This window comes from Kitasatospora sp. NPDC001527 (assembly GCF_040298605.1).
Classification (GTDB): domain Bacteria; phylum Actinomycetota; class Actinomycetes; order Streptomycetales; family Streptomycetaceae; genus Kitasatospora.
This window is the reverse complement of the sequence record NZ_JBEPAM010000012.1, coordinates 79577-96214: the sequence shown is the minus strand read 5'-3', so window position 1 is coordinate 96214 and position 16638 is coordinate 79577. Positions and strand designations below refer to the sequence as shown.

Genomic DNA, 16638 nt, shown 5'->3' with positions numbered 1-16638 from the left:
CGGGGCGGTCGCCATCGCGTGCTCCTGAACACCGATGGACCAACGACCTCCTGACGCTACGGAGGGCGGCCACGTCCCGCAATCACTCGATCGGGTGTCAACGGGCATCGCACCGCAGCCTCGCCGGACCGCCGCTCAGGAACACCGGGTCGGGCCCGCGGTCCGTCCGTGGCCGGTAGGCGCGGATCCGTCCCGGCGCACGGGGGGACCTGTGACGTGCTCCGGCCCGCAGATCGGCGTCTCCCACGACGGCGACCCGCAGGCCGAGCCGCTCACCGGGGTCGGCGTCCGGCAGGGCGAGCGCGGGCGGGCCGGCGCGCCGAGGGCCCGGTCCGCGCGGGCGGGCACGCGGAGCCGGTGCGGTCCGGCGAACGCCCCCGCCCTGCGGTTCGAGGTCCGGGCCCTGGTCACCGGGCCCGGCCCGGGCCCGCCCTCCAGTGCGCCTCGACGGCCGCGGCGAGCTCGGCCGGCCGCTGGAGCGGCGGCCAGTGGTTGCAGTCGAGCGCCACGACGCCGTCAGCGCGCAGGGCGGCGGCGAGCCGCTCGCCGGACGCGATCGGGCAGGCGGGATCGCGCGCGCCCCAGAACACCAGACAGGGCGCGGTGACCCGGACGAGGCCCGGCTCCCATTCGGCTCCCACGGTCACGGCGGAGCGGTAGAGCCTCAGGATGCTGTCCTTCATGGCCTCGTCCACCCGGCTGACCATCTCCCCGGCCAGGTCGGCCGGCACCTCGAAGCCGGCCGCGAGGTCGGCGGCGAAGGCGTCCGGCCGCAGCTCGCGCATGAAGCGGTCGCCGTCGGCGGGGTGCTGCCAGACCTCGGCGAGCGGATGCCACGTGTACGCCGCGTCGACCGGGCCGTTGCCGCCGGCCCAGGTGCGGACGAGGTCGGGCCGCAGGGAGGCGACGCGCGCGGTGAGGATGCAGCCCCAGTCGTGGCCGACCAGGTCGACCGGTTCACCGACGCGCTCCAGCCGGGCGATCAGCCAGTCGACGTACTCCTCCTTGGTGGAGCGGAAACCGTCCGGGCGCGGGGCGCCGAAGCCGGGCAGGTCCCAGGCCTCCACGTCGGTCCGGGTCAGGTGGCGGCGCACGCCGTCCCACACCCGGTGGGTGTCGGGAACGCCGTGAACGAGGATGGCGGGCATGCGGCTGGGTCCTCCGTCGTGCGGATCGGGTGCCCGACGGCCGGTGCGGGGCCGTCCGGCGGGGGTCGGCGGCCGGGGAACGGTGCGCTCACCCGGCGGGGCGCGGGGCCCGCAGGTGGGCGCGCCGGGCGAGCTCGTCCTCGGGGACGAGTTCGAGCATGGGCCTCCCCGGGGCGCACAGCATGGTCACCACGAACCGGGTCCGCGCGTCGGCGAGTGCGTTGCCGTCCTGGTAGTGGATCGCGTCGCCGCCCGGCTCCCAGAACGTGCCGCCGGCCTCCACCACCCGCTCCGGCTCGCCCTCCAGCTCGAAGCGGACCGCGCCCTCGACGACGTACCCGAAGGCGGGCCCGGAATGGCGGTGCGGCGGGGTGCCCGGGTCGCCCGGCGCCCACTCGATGTGGACGGTCATCGCGGAGGCGCCCTCGGGGATCGCGAGCGGTCCGGCGTCCTGCAGCATCCGCGCCGCGGTCATCCAGCCCGCCCGAGCCGACGGGCCGCCGCCGGGTCCGTGCACGTGTCCTGCGTGGTGGTCCGACATCCTGGTGCACCTTCCGTCGTCCGTGTCCGGGTGATCGGGCGGAGCCCCTCGCCCCGCCCCGTCGACAGTGTTGACCGCCGACCCGGCGGATCTGTGACACCCGGGCGCGAGCGGCGCGGGTGGGCCGGCTCCCCTCCCCCGGTTGCGAGGACCGGGACGGAATCCGGCCTCATCGTCACGAAGTCCTCTGCTGCTCCACATCCTCCGGTCGTGGTACGCCGAACCGCCGAAGGACCGGACCCGGGGCCGGACGCCCGCGCCCTCGTCACTCCCGGCGCGCGGTGCCGAGCGGCGCCGGATCCGCCGGCGGCCCGGGCGACGGCTCGGACCGGGGACCGCCTGACGGCCCGGCCCACCGCTCGGGCAGGCAGAGCCGGCTCCGCATGATCCTGGTCCACAGGACGAAGTCGCCGAGCGTGCGGGCGTAGTGGGCGGCCGCGCGGACGTTGTCCTCGTCGCACGGGAGCAGCCGGGCGGCCTCGCCGGCCGCGGCGAGCCGGGCGTGCCGCTCGGCGAGCCCGCAGAAGTAGTGGGCGTGCCGGCGGCGCAGGCCCGCGTAGTCGCCCGTCTCGATGCCGCGTTCGGCCGCGAAGGCCCGCACGGGGCCGATCAGCCGGTAGCGCAGCCGGTCGCCGTAACGGTGCACGCTGACCAGGGACTGGGTGACCAGGTCACGCAGCGCCCGCGCGGTGTCGAGGGAACTTCCGGGGAGCGGGGCACGGTCGCCGCCGCGCCCGCCGCCGTCACCACCACGGCGCCCGCCACCGCGCTCGACGCCGCCGACCAGGTACTCGGCCGCCTCCAGGGAGAAGTCCCCGCTGAAGACCGAGACGGCGGCGAAGACCCGCTGCTCGATCGGGCGAAGCCGGATCCAGCTGCGCTGGAGCGCCTGGCGCAGCGACTGGTGGTGGCCCTGCTGCGGGGCCCGCCGGCGCTCCAGCAGGTCCAGCTGGTGGGACATCCGGGAGAGGAGGTCCTCCAGGGAGATCGCGCTGAGCTGGCCGGCCGCGAGTTCCAGGGCGAGCGGGTGCCCTTCGAGAACGGTGCAGAGGCGGGCGACGGCGGCGCAGTTCGCCTCGGAGAGCTGCCAGAACGGTGCGGCCTCGGCGGCCCTCTGGACGAACAGGCGCCCGGCCGGGGAGGCGAGGACGCCGCGTCTGGTCGGCTCCAGGGGGACGGGGAGCGGGCCGAGCGGCCAGCCGGCTTCCGGGGTGAGGCCGAGCGGTTCGCGGCCGGTGGTGAGCAGTCTGGTCGCGCCGCCGGACGGGCGCAGCAGGACGCCCGCGAGCCGGGCGGCCGCGTCGAGGGCGTCGTCCGCGTTGTCCAGCACCAGCAGGGCGGGCGGCCGCACGCCGGGGTCGCGCAGGGTGGCGGCCAGGGCGGACAGGGTGGCCCGGCTCTCCTCCTGGGCGAGGTCGACGAACCAGACCGGGCCCGGTGCGCGCAGCGCGTACGCGGCGGCCAGCCGGGACTTGCCGATGCCCGGCGGTCCGGTGAGCGTGGCGACGCGGTGGTGTTCCAGGGCCCGGCCCAGCCGGCGCAGTTCCTCGTAGCGGCCGACCAGTTCGGCACCGTGGACGGGCGGCGCGAAGCAGGCCGGGTCGTGCGGCGGCGCCCCGCCGTACGGCGCCGTCCACGGGCGCTCGGCGAGCACGACGACGGGGCGCGGGCGGCGGCTCAGCTCGCGGACGATCCGGTCCGCCTCGGCGCGCGGCAGTTGCAGCGCCCGGCAGAGGGCGAGCACCGAACTCTGCCGGGGCCGGCCGACCCGTTCGTTCTCCAGGTTGCCGATGGTGCGGACGCTGACCCCGGACGCGTCCGCCAGCCGCTCCTGCGTCCACCCACGGGCCTCGCGGAACGTGCGCAGGAGCCGGCCGGACTGCCCGACTCTGGTTGACGCCGCACCGTCGGCATACACCCGGTCACCCCCACAGTGTTCGGCCCCCGCGTGGTGAAGATATCGAGCGACGCGAACGCAGGTCTAGACCAGCTTGTCCAGCTTGCAGCTTTAGGCCGTGGCCGCGATGCCGCCGCGCGTGGCCAGGACGAAGTCGGTGAACGTTCCCACCGAGGCGAAGTCCTCGATGTCCAGCGTCTCCGGGTCGACCACCAGGTCGATCGTGTCCTCCAGGGCCATCAGCAGCTCCAGCATGGTGGTGGAGTCCAGGTGGAGGTCGTCGAAGAGGCGCACGTCGTCGGCGAGCCCGGCGATGTCGCGCTCCAGGACGTCGCTCAGGGCGGACTCCAGGGCCTGGACGATGAATTGACGGTCGGTCATGATGTTTCTCCTCCGTGGCACTGTGACACTGTGCCACTGCGATGGATGGGACGGGGTTCACTGCGGTGGGCCGGCGGCCCCGCCCGTCAGGCGGCGACCTCGGCGACCAGGACCGCCAGCCGGCGGCGGTCCACCTTGCCGTTGGCGCTGAGCGGCAGCGCGTCGAGCACCACGCACCGGCGCGGGATCTTGTACACCTCGATCTGCTCGCGCATCAGCTCCAGGGCCTCGGCGGCCTCGATCCGCCCGACCACGGCGAGCACGGACGGCCGGCGTCCCTCCGGCGGAAGGACGGCGGCCGACACGACGCCCGGCACCCGGTGGGCGGCGGCCTCCACCTCGGTGGCGCTGAGCCGGAAGCCGTTCTCCTTGTAGAGATCGTCCCGGCGGCCGCTGAAGTAGACGAAGCCGTCCTCGTCGAGCCAGCCGTAGTCCCCGGTCCACAGCTCGGGGAAGAGGCCGTCCCGGCGCCGGAACCGCTCGGCGTCGAGCTCCGGGCGCCGCCAGTAGCCGGCCATCACGTGCGGGCCGCGGACCACCAGTTGGCCGATCTCCCCGGGCGGCACCGCGGCGCCGTCCTCGTCGACGGCGAGGACCTCCGTGCCGGGCAGCGGCAGGCCGCAGGAGCCCGGCCGGGCGAGGTCGCCGTCCGGCGGCATGACGGTGGCACGCTTGCACTCGGTCAGGCCGTACATGACCTGCACCCTGAGGTTCGGCAGGCTCGCGCGCAGGGCGGCGATGGTCTCCGTGGAGAGCGCCGCCCCGGTGTTGGTGAGCAGCCGCAGGGCGGGCAGCTTGTTGGCCGAGCGGCGCAGCAGCCAGGCGAGGCCCTCGGTGGCCGAGGGGACGCCGGGCAGCACGGTCGCCCCGGTCGCCGCCAGGCGGCGCAGGAGCAGCGGGCCGGCCTCGTTCGGCAGGCCGAGCCAGAGGTGGGCGCCGCTCAGCACCGAGAGGTGGACCTGGTAGAGGCCGTAGTCGAAGGAGAGCGGCAGCGGGCAGTAGACGACGTCGTCGGCGCGGTAGCCGAGCACCGACTGGATGGCGCGGGCGGCGAACAGCACCTGCTGGTGGGTGCTGACCACGGCCTTGGGCAGGGCGGTGGTGCCGGAGGTGTAGATGAGGCTCACCGGGTCCACCGCGAGGACGCCGGACGCCGGCGGTTCGCCGGACGGGTCGGCCAGGTCGGCCGGGTCCGCCGGATCGGCCGGCCCGCTTCCGGGCGGCGGGAAGGCGGCCTCGACGAGCTCCGACAGGGGCAGCACGGCGATCGCGCGTTCGCCGGCGGCGGCCCGGTCCGCCGCGTCCTCGGTGATCAGCAGCCGCGGCTCGCAGTCGTCCAGGACGTGGAGCAGCGGCGCGCCGTGGACCTGTTCGTGCAGCAGGGTGTAGGCGGCGCCGAGCCGGGAGGCCGCGTAGACGAGCACGGCGAGGGCCGGTCCGGACGGCGCGGCGGCCACCACGCGGTCGCCGCGGCCGACCCCGGCGGCGCGCAGGCGGCCCGCCAGGCGCCGGGCTGATGTCGCGAACTCCCGGTAGTTCAGCGTCAGTTCGCCCTGGGAAAGGGCGGGCCGGTCGGGCCGGAGCTCGGCGGCGCGGTCGAGGATCTCGTGCAGCAGGGCGGGCGCCGGCGGCGTCCCGGGGGCGGTCATCGGATGCTCCCGTCGTCGGTGGTCGGGCGGGTGGTGGCGGTCTGACCGGTACCGGCGCGCCGAGCCGGCCGGGGCGGCGGCGGAACCACCGCGGTCGCGGTGGCGGTGCACACGAGCAGGGGTTCGGCGAGCACCTCGGCGGCCGAGGGCGAGCGGTCGGGCCGGGCCGCGATGACCTTGTACGCCTCGAACTCGACCTTCCGGCGCAGCCGGGTGCGGTGCACCAGCCGGGCGGTCAGCTCCAGGTAGTCGCCGGGCCGGCAGGGCGCGGTGAAGCGCACCGCCGAGTATTCGGCGAGCAGGCCCTCGTCACCGTCGGTGCGGACGGTGATCTCGGTGATGAGGTCGCCGAACAGCCCCAGCAGACGGGCGCCGGGGACCAGGCCGCCGCCGTAGTGGGCGTCCTCCTGACCCAGACGCAGCCGCAGCCGGGCGACGAGCGGCGTGTCGCCCTCGGCTCCGGCCGGCCCGGACGGGGCGGCGGGCCGCTCCTCGCGCGGCAGGGTGGCGGGCGGTCGGTCCATGCGGGGCTCCTTCCGGAGGGTGGGGCGGGGGTCGAAGGGGGGCGGGTCGAGGGGGCTGGGGTCCCGGGGGCGGGGGTCGAGGCGGCCGACGGCCACGGCGGCCACCGTCCGGCGCTTGTGGGCGATGGACACGGCGGTGGCGCGGAGCCCCAGATCGGCGGCCCGGGCGGCGGCGCGGCCGTGCAGGTGGAGCAGCGGACGCCCGGCCCGGTCCTGGCCGACGGCGATCTCGCGCGGCGCGATGCCGCGCAACAGCCCCGTGCCGAGCATCTTGAGCACGGCCTCCTTGGCGGCGAACCGGCCGGCCAGGTACTCCCGGCGCCGGCCCGGTCCGAGCCGCTCCGCGCGCGCCAGCTCCTCCGCCGCGAAGCAGTGCCGCAGGAACCACGGCCGCTCGCAGAGCCGGTCGAGCTCCCCCAGCTCCAGGACGTCGATGCCGACCGCCGGGGCACCGGTCACCGCGCGGCTCCGGCGGTCGGGGTCGGGGTCGGGCTCGGCAGGTCGGTCGCGGCACTCACGGCACTCACGGCGGTCACGGCGCTCACGGGCACGAGGCCGACCAGCCGCTGCTTGCCCAGCAGGTCGTCCAGGGTGTCCCGCTCCCGGACCAGATGGGCCTCCCCCCGGTGCACCAGCACCTCGGCCGGATAGCCGTGGCCGAGGAACAGACCGGGCGAGGCCGTCGGCCCGTAGGCGCCGGAGAGCTCGACGCCGAGCAGGTCGCCGGGGGCCACCTCGGGCAGCTCGACCTTCTTCGCGACCACGTCGTTCGGCGTGCACAGCGGCCCGGTGACCGAATAGGCGCGCACGGCCGGTGCGGCGGGCCGCCCCAGGTGGCGGAGGGGGAAGTTGCGCTTGACGAAGCTGCCGACGCCGACCGCCGCCATGTGGTGGTTGGTGCCGCCGTCGGCCACCACGAACCACTCCCCCCTGGACTGCTTCACATAGCGCGCCCGCACGACGTAGGTGCCGGCCCAGGCGGTGAGGTAGCGGCCGAGTTCCATGATCAGCCGGCAGTCGGGGTGGCGGGCCGCGAACGGGGCCACCGCCTCGTGCATCCCCACGCCGAGTGCCGCCGTGTCGAGGGCCTTCTCGTTCTCGAAGTACGGCACCCCGAGGCCGCCGCCGAAGTCCACCGTCCTCAAGGGGACGCCGAGTTCCACCGAGAGCCGCTCTGCGGCGGCCAGGATCTCCCGGGTGTTGTGCACCACGTCGGCGTGGTCGAGGAAGCGGGTGCCCATGTAGGCGTGCAGGCCGGTGACCTCGACGTGCCGCAGGCCCGCGAGCACCGCCCGGGCCGAGCGCAGCACCTCCAGGTCGATGCCGAACTGGCGCGGCTTGCCGCCCATCGCGAGGCCGGAGCCCTTGGTCGCGAAGTCCGGGTTGATCCGCAGCATCGCCCGGCACCGGCCCCGGCCGGCCGACGCGGCCAGCTCGTCGAGCCGCAGCAGTTCCTCCACCGATTCGCAGACCACCGCGTGGATCCCGGCCTCGACGCAGGCGGCCAGTTCGGCGGTGTCCTTGCCGGGGCCCAGGAAGATGACGTCCTGCGGCGCGGCTCCCGCGCGCAGCGCGGTGACCAGTTCGGCGTGCGAGGAGACCTCGGCCCCCGCGCCGAGCGAGCGCAGCAGGGCGTAGACGCTGATGTTCGGATTGGCCTTGAGCGAGTAGAACACGTCGACGGCGGGCGGCAGGACGGCCCGCAGGTCGCGGTAGGTGCGTTCGAGGACCTCGCCGTCGTAGACGAAGAGCGGCGTGCCGAAGCGCTCGGCCAGCTCCGTGACGGCGATCCCCTGGAAGGTCGTCTCCCCGGTGGTCATCGGTGGGTCCCCTCGGCGGCTCGGTCGGTGGCTCGGTCGCCCGCTGCGTCGGCGGCTCGGTCGGCGGACGGGTCGCTGTGGGGTGCGTCGCCCCCGGGGGCGACGGCGCGCAGCCCGCGGATCGCGGGTACCGCGGGCAGCGCGGCGCAGCAGGCCAGCGCCAGCACGGTGGCCCCGACGAGCACCTGCTGCCCGCCGAACCGGTCGGCCAGCGGCCCGGCGAAGGTACGGCCGAGGGCCATCGCGGCGAGCGACCCGGTGACGTCGTAGGCATACATCCGGTTGAGCAGTCCGGTCGGGACCCGCGTCTGGACGGTCGTCGCCCAGACCACGCCCCAGAAGGCGCAGCCCACCCCGGCCACCCCCCACCCGGTGGCCAGCGCCCACGGCGGCAGGCCGAGCGCCGGGGCCAGCGGGTAGAGCGTGAAGACGGTCAGCGCCGCGGCCCCGGCCAGCAGCGGCCGCCGCGGGCGGACCTTCATCGCCAGCACCCCGCCCAGGGCGCAGCCACCGCCGAAGGCCGCCATCGCGGTGCCGTAGGCCGTCGCCCCGTGCTCCTCGATGATCAGCACGCCGCCGAGCGCCAGCGACACCCCGGCCACCGTGAACCCGTAGACGGTGAACAGCGCGATCACCGCCCAGAGCCACGTTCTGGCGCGGAACTCCCGCCAGCCGTCCGCCAGTTGGCGCAGGAGCGAACCGTCCCCGGCGGCCTGTGGCACGAGCTTCACGCGCAGCCGCAGCAGGCACCAGCCGCTGATGCCGTAGGTGGCCGCGTACACCGCGAAGACGGAGCCGGGCGAGAGCCCGGCGACCATGGCGCCGGCCAGGGCCGGTCCGCACAGGGCCGCCAGCGCCTCGGCGACGCGCAGCGACCCGTTCGCCCGCTGGACGTCCGGGGCGACCGCCGGGACCATCGAGGCCACGCCCGGCTGGAACATCGCCGTCGCCACGCCGCTGACCACCTGCGCGGCGACGATCTGCCAGAGCGAGGGCGTGCCGAGCAGGAAGCCCAGCGCCACCACGGACTGCACCACCAGGCGCACGCCGTCCGCCCACACCATCAGCCGGCGCGGGGTCAGGCGGTCCGCGAGCGCGCCGCCGAAGAGCATGCACAGGGCGAGCGCGGCGGTCCAGGCGCCGAGCGCGTAGCCGACCCCGCTCGGGCCGTAGCCCGCGTCCAGGATGCCGACCGACAGGGCGACCGGCAGCATCGCGTCGCCGAGCATGGCCACGGTGCGGGCGGTGAAGAAGAGCCGGAAGTCGCGGCTCCAGAGCGCAGCCGCCCCGGCGGCACGGTCCGCCGGCACACGGTCCACGGGGACAGGGCCGGCGACACGCTCCCTCGTCCGGTCCGCGGAGGCGGTGGCCGGGACCTCCTCCACGCTGCTCACCGGCCCGACCCCTCGGCCAGCACGGGCAGCGCCCGCCAGGCGACGGCATCGGCGTACGCCCCGACCCCCGGGCCGCAGGGCGCGGGCGCGGCGTGCGCGACGTACCACTGCGGCGCCATCGCGGTCGGCCGGCCCGGCAGGAGGTCGAGCATCCGCCGGTGCACGGCGGCGAGGCCCGCCGCCGCGTCCGCCGGATCACCCGCCGGATCACCCACCGGGGCGGCGAGGTGGCAGACCAGCCGGTGGCCGAGCCGGTCGTCCGGCTCCGCGACGACCAGGTGCAGCCGGTCGCCCAGCACCTCGGCGGCCAGTCGGCGCACCGCCGCGAGCTCGACCCGGCAGCCGTCGCTGCGCACCCAGCCGTCGCCGCGCGGCACCGGGGTGACGCCGGTCAGCTCCGGCAGCCGCTCCAGCGGCACGTCACCTTCGGCCGCCGCGGCCAGCAGCGCCACCAGCGAACGGCCGAACTCCTCCGCCTCCCCGGCGGGCAGGACCTGCGGGTCGGCCCAGAGTCCGAGGTCCAGGCACCCCTCCAGCCGATGGGCGATCAGCACCAGTCGGCTCGGCACGAGTTCCGCCGCCAGCGGTTCCAGGCGCAGGTCGAGGGCCTCGTCGGAGCGGCCGAGCGGCTTGTCCTCGGCCGGGGTGCGCACCGCCGGAAAGCGCCGTCCGGCCGGGCCGGCCGGGCCGGGGCCGAGCGCGCTCATGTCGTTGAAGACCAGGTCGCGGGCGAAGGAGACGCCGCGCTGCGCGCCCACGCCGTTGATCACCTCCCAGGCCCGGATGGGGTCGAACCAGCTGGCCCGGTAGGCCCGCATCGCCTCGGCCCGGCAGGCCCGGACCAGTTCGTCGAAGGTCGCGGCGGCCTCGACGTCGAGCAGCAGCAGGGCGTCCTGGGCGAGGGTGCCGAAGTAGCCGCGCAGCTCTCTGACCACCCGGTTCGCGGAGAGCGAGGTGATCGCGCAACGCGGCTCGTCCACCCGCCGTGCGACCAGCGCGCCGAACGCGGCGAGCGTGACGACCGAACGGGAGACGCCGGTGCGCTCGGCGATCCGGTCGAGGTGCTCGGCGGCGCGGCCCGAGACGATCCGCAGGCCCGTGTGGTGCCAGTCCTTGCGCGCCGGGTCGGCCAGGCCGGGCACGGCGAACGTCGCCTGCGGCACGGCGCGCATCCGGGCGTCCCAGTAGCCGAGCGCGGACTCGGTGATCCGCCGCACGCTCGGCCGCGCCTCCAGCTCCACCAGGTCGACGGGTTGCAGCGCGGCCGGGGCCGGCAGCTCGCGGCCGTCCATCAGAGCGGACCACTCCTCGACCAGGATCTCCCAGCTGGTGGCGTCCATCGCCGTGTGGCAGACCACGCAGACCAGTGCCGACGGTGCGCCGTCGCGGAGCACCACCGCCAGACGCAGCGGAAGGTCGGCCGCCAGGTCGAAGCCCCCGCGCCGCAGCTCCCCGGCCAGCTCGACGGCGGCCTCGGCCGGGTCGCCGTCGGCCTCCACGCACAGCAGGTCGATCGCTCCCTCGCCGGCCACCACCTGGACGGTGTCCGGGCCGATGCCCGGCGCGATCCGGTAGGTCGTACGCAGCGACTCGTGCCTCTCCAGCAGCACGCCGATCGCCCGCTCCACCGCGGCGAGCCCGGTGCCGTCCGGGACCGGCAGCACCGTGGTGAGGTTCAGGTGGGACGGGTCGTCGTCCACGATGACCGCGCGCAGCAGGTTGGTGAGGCCGAAGGCCAGTGGACCGCTGCGCGCGGAGAGTCCCGAGAAACCGATCTTCGACAACAGCCTCCGCCGTGCCATGCCGCTTGCCTCCCCGGCGACTCCGGGCCCGGTGGTTCCGGGCCTCGTGCGGTGCCAGTGAAGCCGGGGGCTGGCGGGGCGACCAGGAAGGCGGATCGGCAATAGTTCCGGTGTGCGCGGCGAACGCCGGGGTCCTGGGCTGCCGGAACCCGTCGGCGGACCCGCCGGCCGGAAGCCTCCGGCCGCCCGGGAGTTGCCGATCGCTTGCCGGTCCGGCGCCGGCGAGGCGGCCGGGGCGGTGGCCCGACGGAGCGACAGATGCCGCCCGGCGCGCCGTCGTCCCCTCCGCCCCACAGGTCCAGGACAGACGCCGGCGACGACGCCGTCCGGCTCGTCACCGACCTGATGAGCGGCTGCGGCGTGCCCAGCGGCGATCCGCCCGCCGAACGGCGGTGTGGCTGTGGCCGGGACGGTCGGAGAGCCGGATCAGCCGCTCGCGGCGCGGGCGTGCCGCAGGACCAGGACCGCGGCCGCGCCCGCCGCGGCGACCAGTGCGAGGAGCGCGGCGCCGGTCGGCGCGGCGAGAGCGGTCACCGGCTGGGCGCGGAGCGCCTGCCAGCCGAGGACGAGCACCAGGCCCGGACAGGTCGGCGCGGCGACCGTCAGGTGGCTCGACCCGGTCGGTGACGAGCGATGCGGCACTCAGAACCCCGGCGGACGCCGGAACCCGCCGATCACCTTCGACAGGCACCGCACGAACTGGACCGCGGTGCGGTCGTGCAGGTAGGGAGCGATCACCTGGATGCCGACAGGAAGCCCGTCCCGGGTCGCCCCGACCGGCGCCACCGCCGCGGGCAGGTGGTTGACCGCCGACGGCGCCATCCACGTGAGCATCTCGTGGTACGGCCGGTCGGCGCCGTTGACCCGCAGGGTTCGGACCGACCAGCCGGGGTCGGGTCGGTGGTCGTGCGGGAAGGCGGCCGTCGGGCTCACCGGGCAGATGAGCACGTCGACGTCGCGGAAGAACTCGGCCCAGCGGCGGCGGGAGTGCTGCCGGCGTTCGTCGAGCGCGTGCCAGTCACGGAAGCGGATCGTCAGGTCCGACGCGAGCCCGCCCGCCGTCCCTTCCGCCGCGGCGCGCTCCACGAGCCCGGCATACGATTCGTCCGGCTCGACCAGCCCGCTCTGCGCCATCAGCAACGGCCGGTACAGGGCCATCGTCTCTTCGAGCCCGACCGGTCCCTCGCCCTCGACCACGACGGCGCCCTCGGCCCGCACCGCCTCCAGCGTCGTCTTCATGATCGCGACCAGCTCGCCGTCGACGGGGCAGAACGGGTCGTCGAGCCATGCCGCGACCCGGAACCCCCGCAGGGTGCCCGACCTGGCGGGGGGCAGCTCCAGCCGCCACGCCGGAGCGCGGTCGTGGTCCGCTCCCGCGAGGACGTCGAGGCCCAGGTCGAGGTCATCGGCGTGCCTGCCGAGCGGGCCGAGTACCGCCATGTCGAAATCCGCCAGCGTCCCGGGAGCATGTCCCGAGACGCTCCCGTACCTCGGCACGATCCCGAACGACGTGCGCAGCCCGTAGACACCGCAGAAGTGGGCGGGCACCCGTATCGAGCCTGCCGAATCGCCGCCGAGCTCCAGGCCGGTCAGCCCCGCGGCGAGTGCCGCGGCGGACCCGCCGGACGAACCGCCCGGTCCGCGGGTCGGGTCCCACGGGTTGTTCGTGGTCCCGTAGACCTCGTTGTAGGTCTGCCAGTCCCGGGCGTCGGGCGGCATGTTGGACTTGCCGAACACGATCGCTCCCGCGTTCTTGAGCCGCGTGACCGCCTCGGCGTCGCTCGTCGAGACATGATGTCCCCAGCGGGCCGACCCCCCGGTGGTCCGCATGCCCGCAACCTCAAGACTGTCCTTGATCGTCACCGGGACGCCGTGCAGGCGGCCGAGCGGCTCGCCGCGGGAGACCGCGCGGTCCGCCGCCAGTGCCGCGGCCCTCGCACCCTCCTCGTCCCGGGCGACGACGGCGTTCACCTTCGGATCGAGCCGCTCGACCCGGTCGAGGTAGTGGTCGAGAAGCTCGACGCTCGATACCTCCTTCGCCGCGACTGCGGCGGCGAGCTGACCTGCGGAGCGAAATGCCAGATCGGTCATGCAAATCTCCAGGAAAGGCCAGACCCGCGCCGGTCACATCGCTGTGGCCGACGCAAAATCCCTGCTCAGGGCGGATCTGAGTCGACCCTAGCGGACGTGGGGGACCATGTCGGCGTGTGGCATTCCTCACATCCGCTCCGGTGTGAGGGGTGCGTCGGAGCAGCCGTCAGGAGGTGCCGACCGCACCCGGGACCGCCGCCAGACACCTCCCGGCGCGCAGTCGGTCGATGGCCCGGCACCTTCTCAGGCGGCCGCCACGGACCGGGGGAAGGCGAAGACGCCGTCAGGGTCGTAGCGGCGGGCCACGGCCTTCAGCCGGGGCAGGTTCCGGCCGTAGTAGGCGCGGCCCCAGCGGGGCAGCGTGGCGTCGATGTAGTTGACGTAGGCGCCGAGCGCGCCGAGGTCGGCCAGCCCGTCCCGGATCGCTTCCACGGTGGCGCGGGCCTGGTCCTCGGTCGCCGGGGTGGCGCCGGCGTAGACCTGGGCACTGGCGAGCGACTCGCGGTGCGGGAAGGCGGTGGCGCTGGGGGCGAGCTCGCCGATCGCGCCGCCCAGCGAGTCGAGCAGCAGGTCGACCCCGGTGTGACCGGTCATCAGTTCCGTGACCCCCGCCGGGTCCAGCGGCACCGGGCCCAGCATCCGGGAGACCGCGACGAAGCCGGCCCGAGGGAGCCTGCCGCCCTCCGAGACGGGGTGGCACTGGGCGATGGTGTCGTTCGAGCAGCCGGCCATGAACTTCATGGCGCCGAGATAGTCCCTCGGGGAGACGGTGCGCGAGGTCGGAGCGGTACCGGCGGCCTCCACCAGCTCGTCGAGCAGGGGGTCGGCGCCGCCCGGACCGCCCACGTAGCAGCCGACGACCCGGCAGCGGGGCGGGGTGCCGGCCGATATCTGGCAGCTGGCCCACAGCTCGTCCGGCGCCCCGTCCACCCACTCCTGCCAGGCCCCGAGCACCTCGGTCACCGAGCCGGCCGCGAAGCGGAGCACGAAGACGGTCAGGTCGGGCGCGGGGGCGGTGTCGAAGCTGAACCGCGTGACCACGCCGAAGTTGCCCCCGCCTCCGCCGCGCAGCGCCCAGTACAGGTCGGGCTCCTCGACGGGCGAGGCGGTGAGCAGCGACGAGTCGGCGGTCACCACCTCGGCGGCGCCCAGCCGGTCGCAGGTGAGCCCGTACTTGCGGGCCAGCACGCCGATGCCGCCGCCGAGGGTCAGCCCGGCGACCCCGACGGTGGGGCAGCTTCCGGCCGGGAGCAGCCGCCCGGCCTGGGCGAGCGCCGCGTACACCTCGATCAGGCGGGCGCCGGCGCCGACCTCCGCGGTGCCGTCGGGGTGCACCACGACGTCGGCCATCCCTCGCAGGTCGATCACCAGGCCCCGGTCGGGGACGCTGTAGCCCAGGTAGCCGTGGCCGCCGCCGCGGGCCGCGATCGGGAGCCCGTGCCCGCGCGCCACGTCCAGGCAGGCCCGCACGTCGTCGGCCGATACGCACTGGGCCACGGCGGCGGGGAACTGGCCGTCGTTCAGCTCGTTGTACCCGAGGCGGGCGGTCCCGTAGCCGGGATCGGCCGGGAGCACCAGCCGGCTGCCCAGGCGATCGCGCAGCGCCTGCCAGTCGGGGGGCGCCACCGCCGCCCAGCTGCGGGGGCGTGCCGGGAAGGCGGTGAGCGCGCGGGCGGGGGTGCCGACGACGGCCGTCGCCGTGGCGGCGCCGAGGGTGGTGAGGAAGCGTCGGCGGTCGATGGTCATGGGTGCTGCGCCCTTCTCCCGGCGACCGCCTGCCGTGTGCGTACGACGCACGGCAGGCGGCGGTCGGCGTACAGGTCGTGCTGTCCCACCGATCGTCACGCGGTCGCGGCCCGCGGGCCTGCGGGGCTGCGCCTTCCGGCGGAGCGGCGAGCCGGGGGCGGGCGGGGCGCGGCGGGCGTCGGCGGCGCTCTGCGTGGTCGCGCGGGATCTGATCGAGCTCCGCCGTTCGGTGCACCGCACACGCGTCCGCAGCCGCGGAGGCCCCGCGTGCGGTGCACCGTTCGTCGGCACCTCCCGCGCGGGCGCGGGAGCCGCGACTCCCGTCCCGGCGCGGGGAGCCGACCGGGTGCCGCCGTGTCACCCGATCCGGATGGCGGCGACCCTCGGCGGGTTGTTCGGGAAGGTGATGTCGGTCCAGCGCGGGATCCTCACCGAGTCACCGTTCACGTCGAAGTAGGTCAGGTCGTTGTTGCCGGTGGAGATCCGGTCGACCCACCACCCGCCGAAGTCGGTCCTCCCCCCGTTCGCGTAGCAGTCGACGCTGTCGCGGCCGTCGAGGTGCGACCAGATCTTCAGGAAGTCGTTGCGGCCCCCGTCACACTCGACGTGGTCGATGGCGAAGGCCTCGCCGCCCGGCAGGCCGACGGTGAACGTGGCGGCCGCGGCGAGCGCCACGGCCATGGAACAGACGGCTCGCTTGGTCTTCGAGATCACGGATTCTCCTCGTACGAGGGCCGGGGCGCCGCCCGGCCCTGTCGGTGACGTCACGTCATGAAGGAACGGTGCTCGGACGGTCCTTCACCGGCTCGGTGAACCGAACGGCCGGCCACGCACCGGTCGGGCTCCTCACGGCTGTGCACGTCGGTGACCCGGCCGCAGGACCCGAGGCCTCAACGTACTGACCCACGCCCCCCGTCCGGCCGCGACACTCCGACCACGAAGCAGCGGGCTGCGACCGCACCCGATCGTGGCGGCACGCGCTTCCGGGTACCACGACCGATGTCGCGGCCACCCGCGGAGCCGCCCCCGGAAGGGTCTCCGTGCTGCGCTACCGGCCGGCCACCCCGAGCCGCCGCGCCCCGATCACCACTCCCGCCAGCGGTCGGTGATCTCGTGGCGGCCGAGCCCCTGCCTTCGGCTCATGCAGTCGGCGCTGTCCATCGGCGCGCCGCCGATCGACCCGCCCCGGCCGACCGCGATCCGCCACACATCGGCCGGCAGCCCCGCCTCGTACATCAGGTCGAGCGACCGGAGCCCGGTGGGCGCGGTGAGCGCGGCCTGGGTGTCGGGCTTTGGGACGACGGCGTTGCCCGCCGTACCGCGTCCGCCCGGAACTCCTCCGAGCAGTGCCTGTGCACCACGGGTGCCACCTCTTCCTCCGGACCCACGAGATCCGGTGTCCGGGATGTCCGTCTATCGGGGCAAAGGCCCGTCACCTTCGTTGGCGCATGGCGACCTCACGCCGTCCGGCCGTTCGGCCGTATGGCATTTTCTTGAGTACGGCGCATGCGGTGCCACAGCCGGATCATTCGCCGACGACCCTCGATCCCACGCAAGGACGGCCGAGTTGATACCTGGATCAGACCTGCCCGAAGGCGCGCGCCGGGTTCCTTACGAGTCCCCGGGCCTGCCGGATCACCGGAGC

General features: G+C 75.2%; 13 protein-coding genes and 1 pseudogene. All 14 read right to left on the bottom strand.

From position 1 onward, the window contains the following. Positions 1-407: 407 nt before the first annotated feature. On the bottom strand, positions 408-1148 hold the full coding sequence (locus tag ABT238_RS15350) for an alpha/beta fold hydrolase (protein WP_350757886.1): 741 nt from the start codon (positions 1146-1148) through the stop codon (positions 408-410). An 88-nt stretch (positions 1149-1236) separates the two neighbouring features. After that, a complete protein-coding gene (locus ABT238_RS15345) occupies positions 1237-1689 on the bottom strand; it encodes a cupin domain-containing protein (RefSeq protein ID WP_350757878.1) in 453 nt (150 codons plus the stop codon). A 265-nt stretch (positions 1690-1954) separates the two neighbouring features. Further along, positions 1955-3607 (bottom strand): ATP-binding protein, encoded by a 1653-nt coding sequence (locus tag ABT238_RS15340; RefSeq protein ID WP_350568385.1) that lies wholly within the window; start codon positions 3605-3607, stop codon positions 1955-1957. A 90-nt stretch (positions 3608-3697) separates the two neighbouring features. Continuing rightward, positions 3698-3967, bottom strand: coding sequence for an acyl carrier protein (locus ABT238_RS15335; protein ID WP_350568388.1), 270 nt, complete (start codon positions 3965-3967; stop codon positions 3698-3700). A gap of 86 nt (positions 3968-4053) precedes the next feature. Further along, positions 4054-5616: a class I adenylate-forming enzyme family protein gene (locus ABT238_RS15330; protein ID WP_350757870.1), complete on the bottom strand. Its 1563-nt coding sequence runs from the start codon at positions 5614-5616 to the stop codon at positions 4054-4056. Next, positions 5613-6599, bottom strand: a complete 987-nt coding sequence (locus ABT238_RS15325) for a 4'-phosphopantetheinyl transferase superfamily protein (RefSeq protein WP_350757865.1) — start codon at positions 6597-6599, stop codon at positions 5613-5615. The genes ABT238_RS15330 and ABT238_RS15325 overlap by 4 nt, the downstream gene beginning before the upstream one ends. Then, entirely contained in the window at positions 6596-7960 is a 1365-nt protein-coding gene (locus ABT238_RS15320) for a type III PLP-dependent enzyme (RefSeq protein ID WP_350757859.1), read from the bottom strand. Before ABT238_RS15320 ends, ABT238_RS15325 begins: the two co-directional genes overlap by 4 nt. Continuing rightward, complete coding sequence (locus ABT238_RS15315) at positions 7957-9279, bottom strand: MFS transporter (protein ID WP_350757851.1); 1323 nt, start codon at positions 9277-9279, stop codon at positions 7957-7959. Before ABT238_RS15315 ends, ABT238_RS15320 begins: the two co-directional genes overlap by 4 nt. Before the next feature lie 71 nt (positions 9280-9350). Further along, the gene (locus ABT238_RS15310; protein WP_350757845.1) at positions 9351-11156 is read right to left on the bottom strand and encodes a condensation domain-containing protein; all 1806 of its coding nucleotides are present in this window, start codon (positions 11154-11156) and stop codon (positions 9351-9353) included. 426 nt (positions 11157-11582) lie between these two features. Next, on the bottom strand, positions 11583-11798 hold the full coding sequence (locus ABT238_RS15305; protein WP_350568403.1) for a hypothetical protein: 216 nt from the start codon (positions 11796-11798) through the stop codon (positions 11583-11585). After that, on the bottom strand, positions 11799-13247 hold the full coding sequence (locus ABT238_RS15300) for an amidase (protein WP_350757839.1): 1449 nt from the start codon (positions 13245-13247) through the stop codon (positions 11799-11801). A gap of 243 nt (positions 13248-13490) precedes the next feature. Further along, entirely contained in the window at positions 13491-14993 is a 1503-nt protein-coding gene (locus ABT238_RS15295; RefSeq protein ID WP_350757836.1) for an FAD-binding oxidoreductase, read from the bottom strand. Positions 14994-15350: 357 nt separating this feature from the next. Continuing rightward, on the bottom strand, positions 15351-15707 hold the full coding sequence (locus ABT238_RS15290) for a beta/gamma crystallin domain-containing protein (protein ID WP_350568410.1): 357 nt from the start codon (positions 15705-15707) through the stop codon (positions 15351-15353). A gap of 426 nt (positions 15708-16133) precedes the next feature. Then, a pseudogene (locus ABT238_RS15285) lies at positions 16134-16307 on the bottom strand (aldehyde dehydrogenase family protein); the annotation flags it as partial. Positions 16308-16638 lie beyond the last annotated feature (331 nt).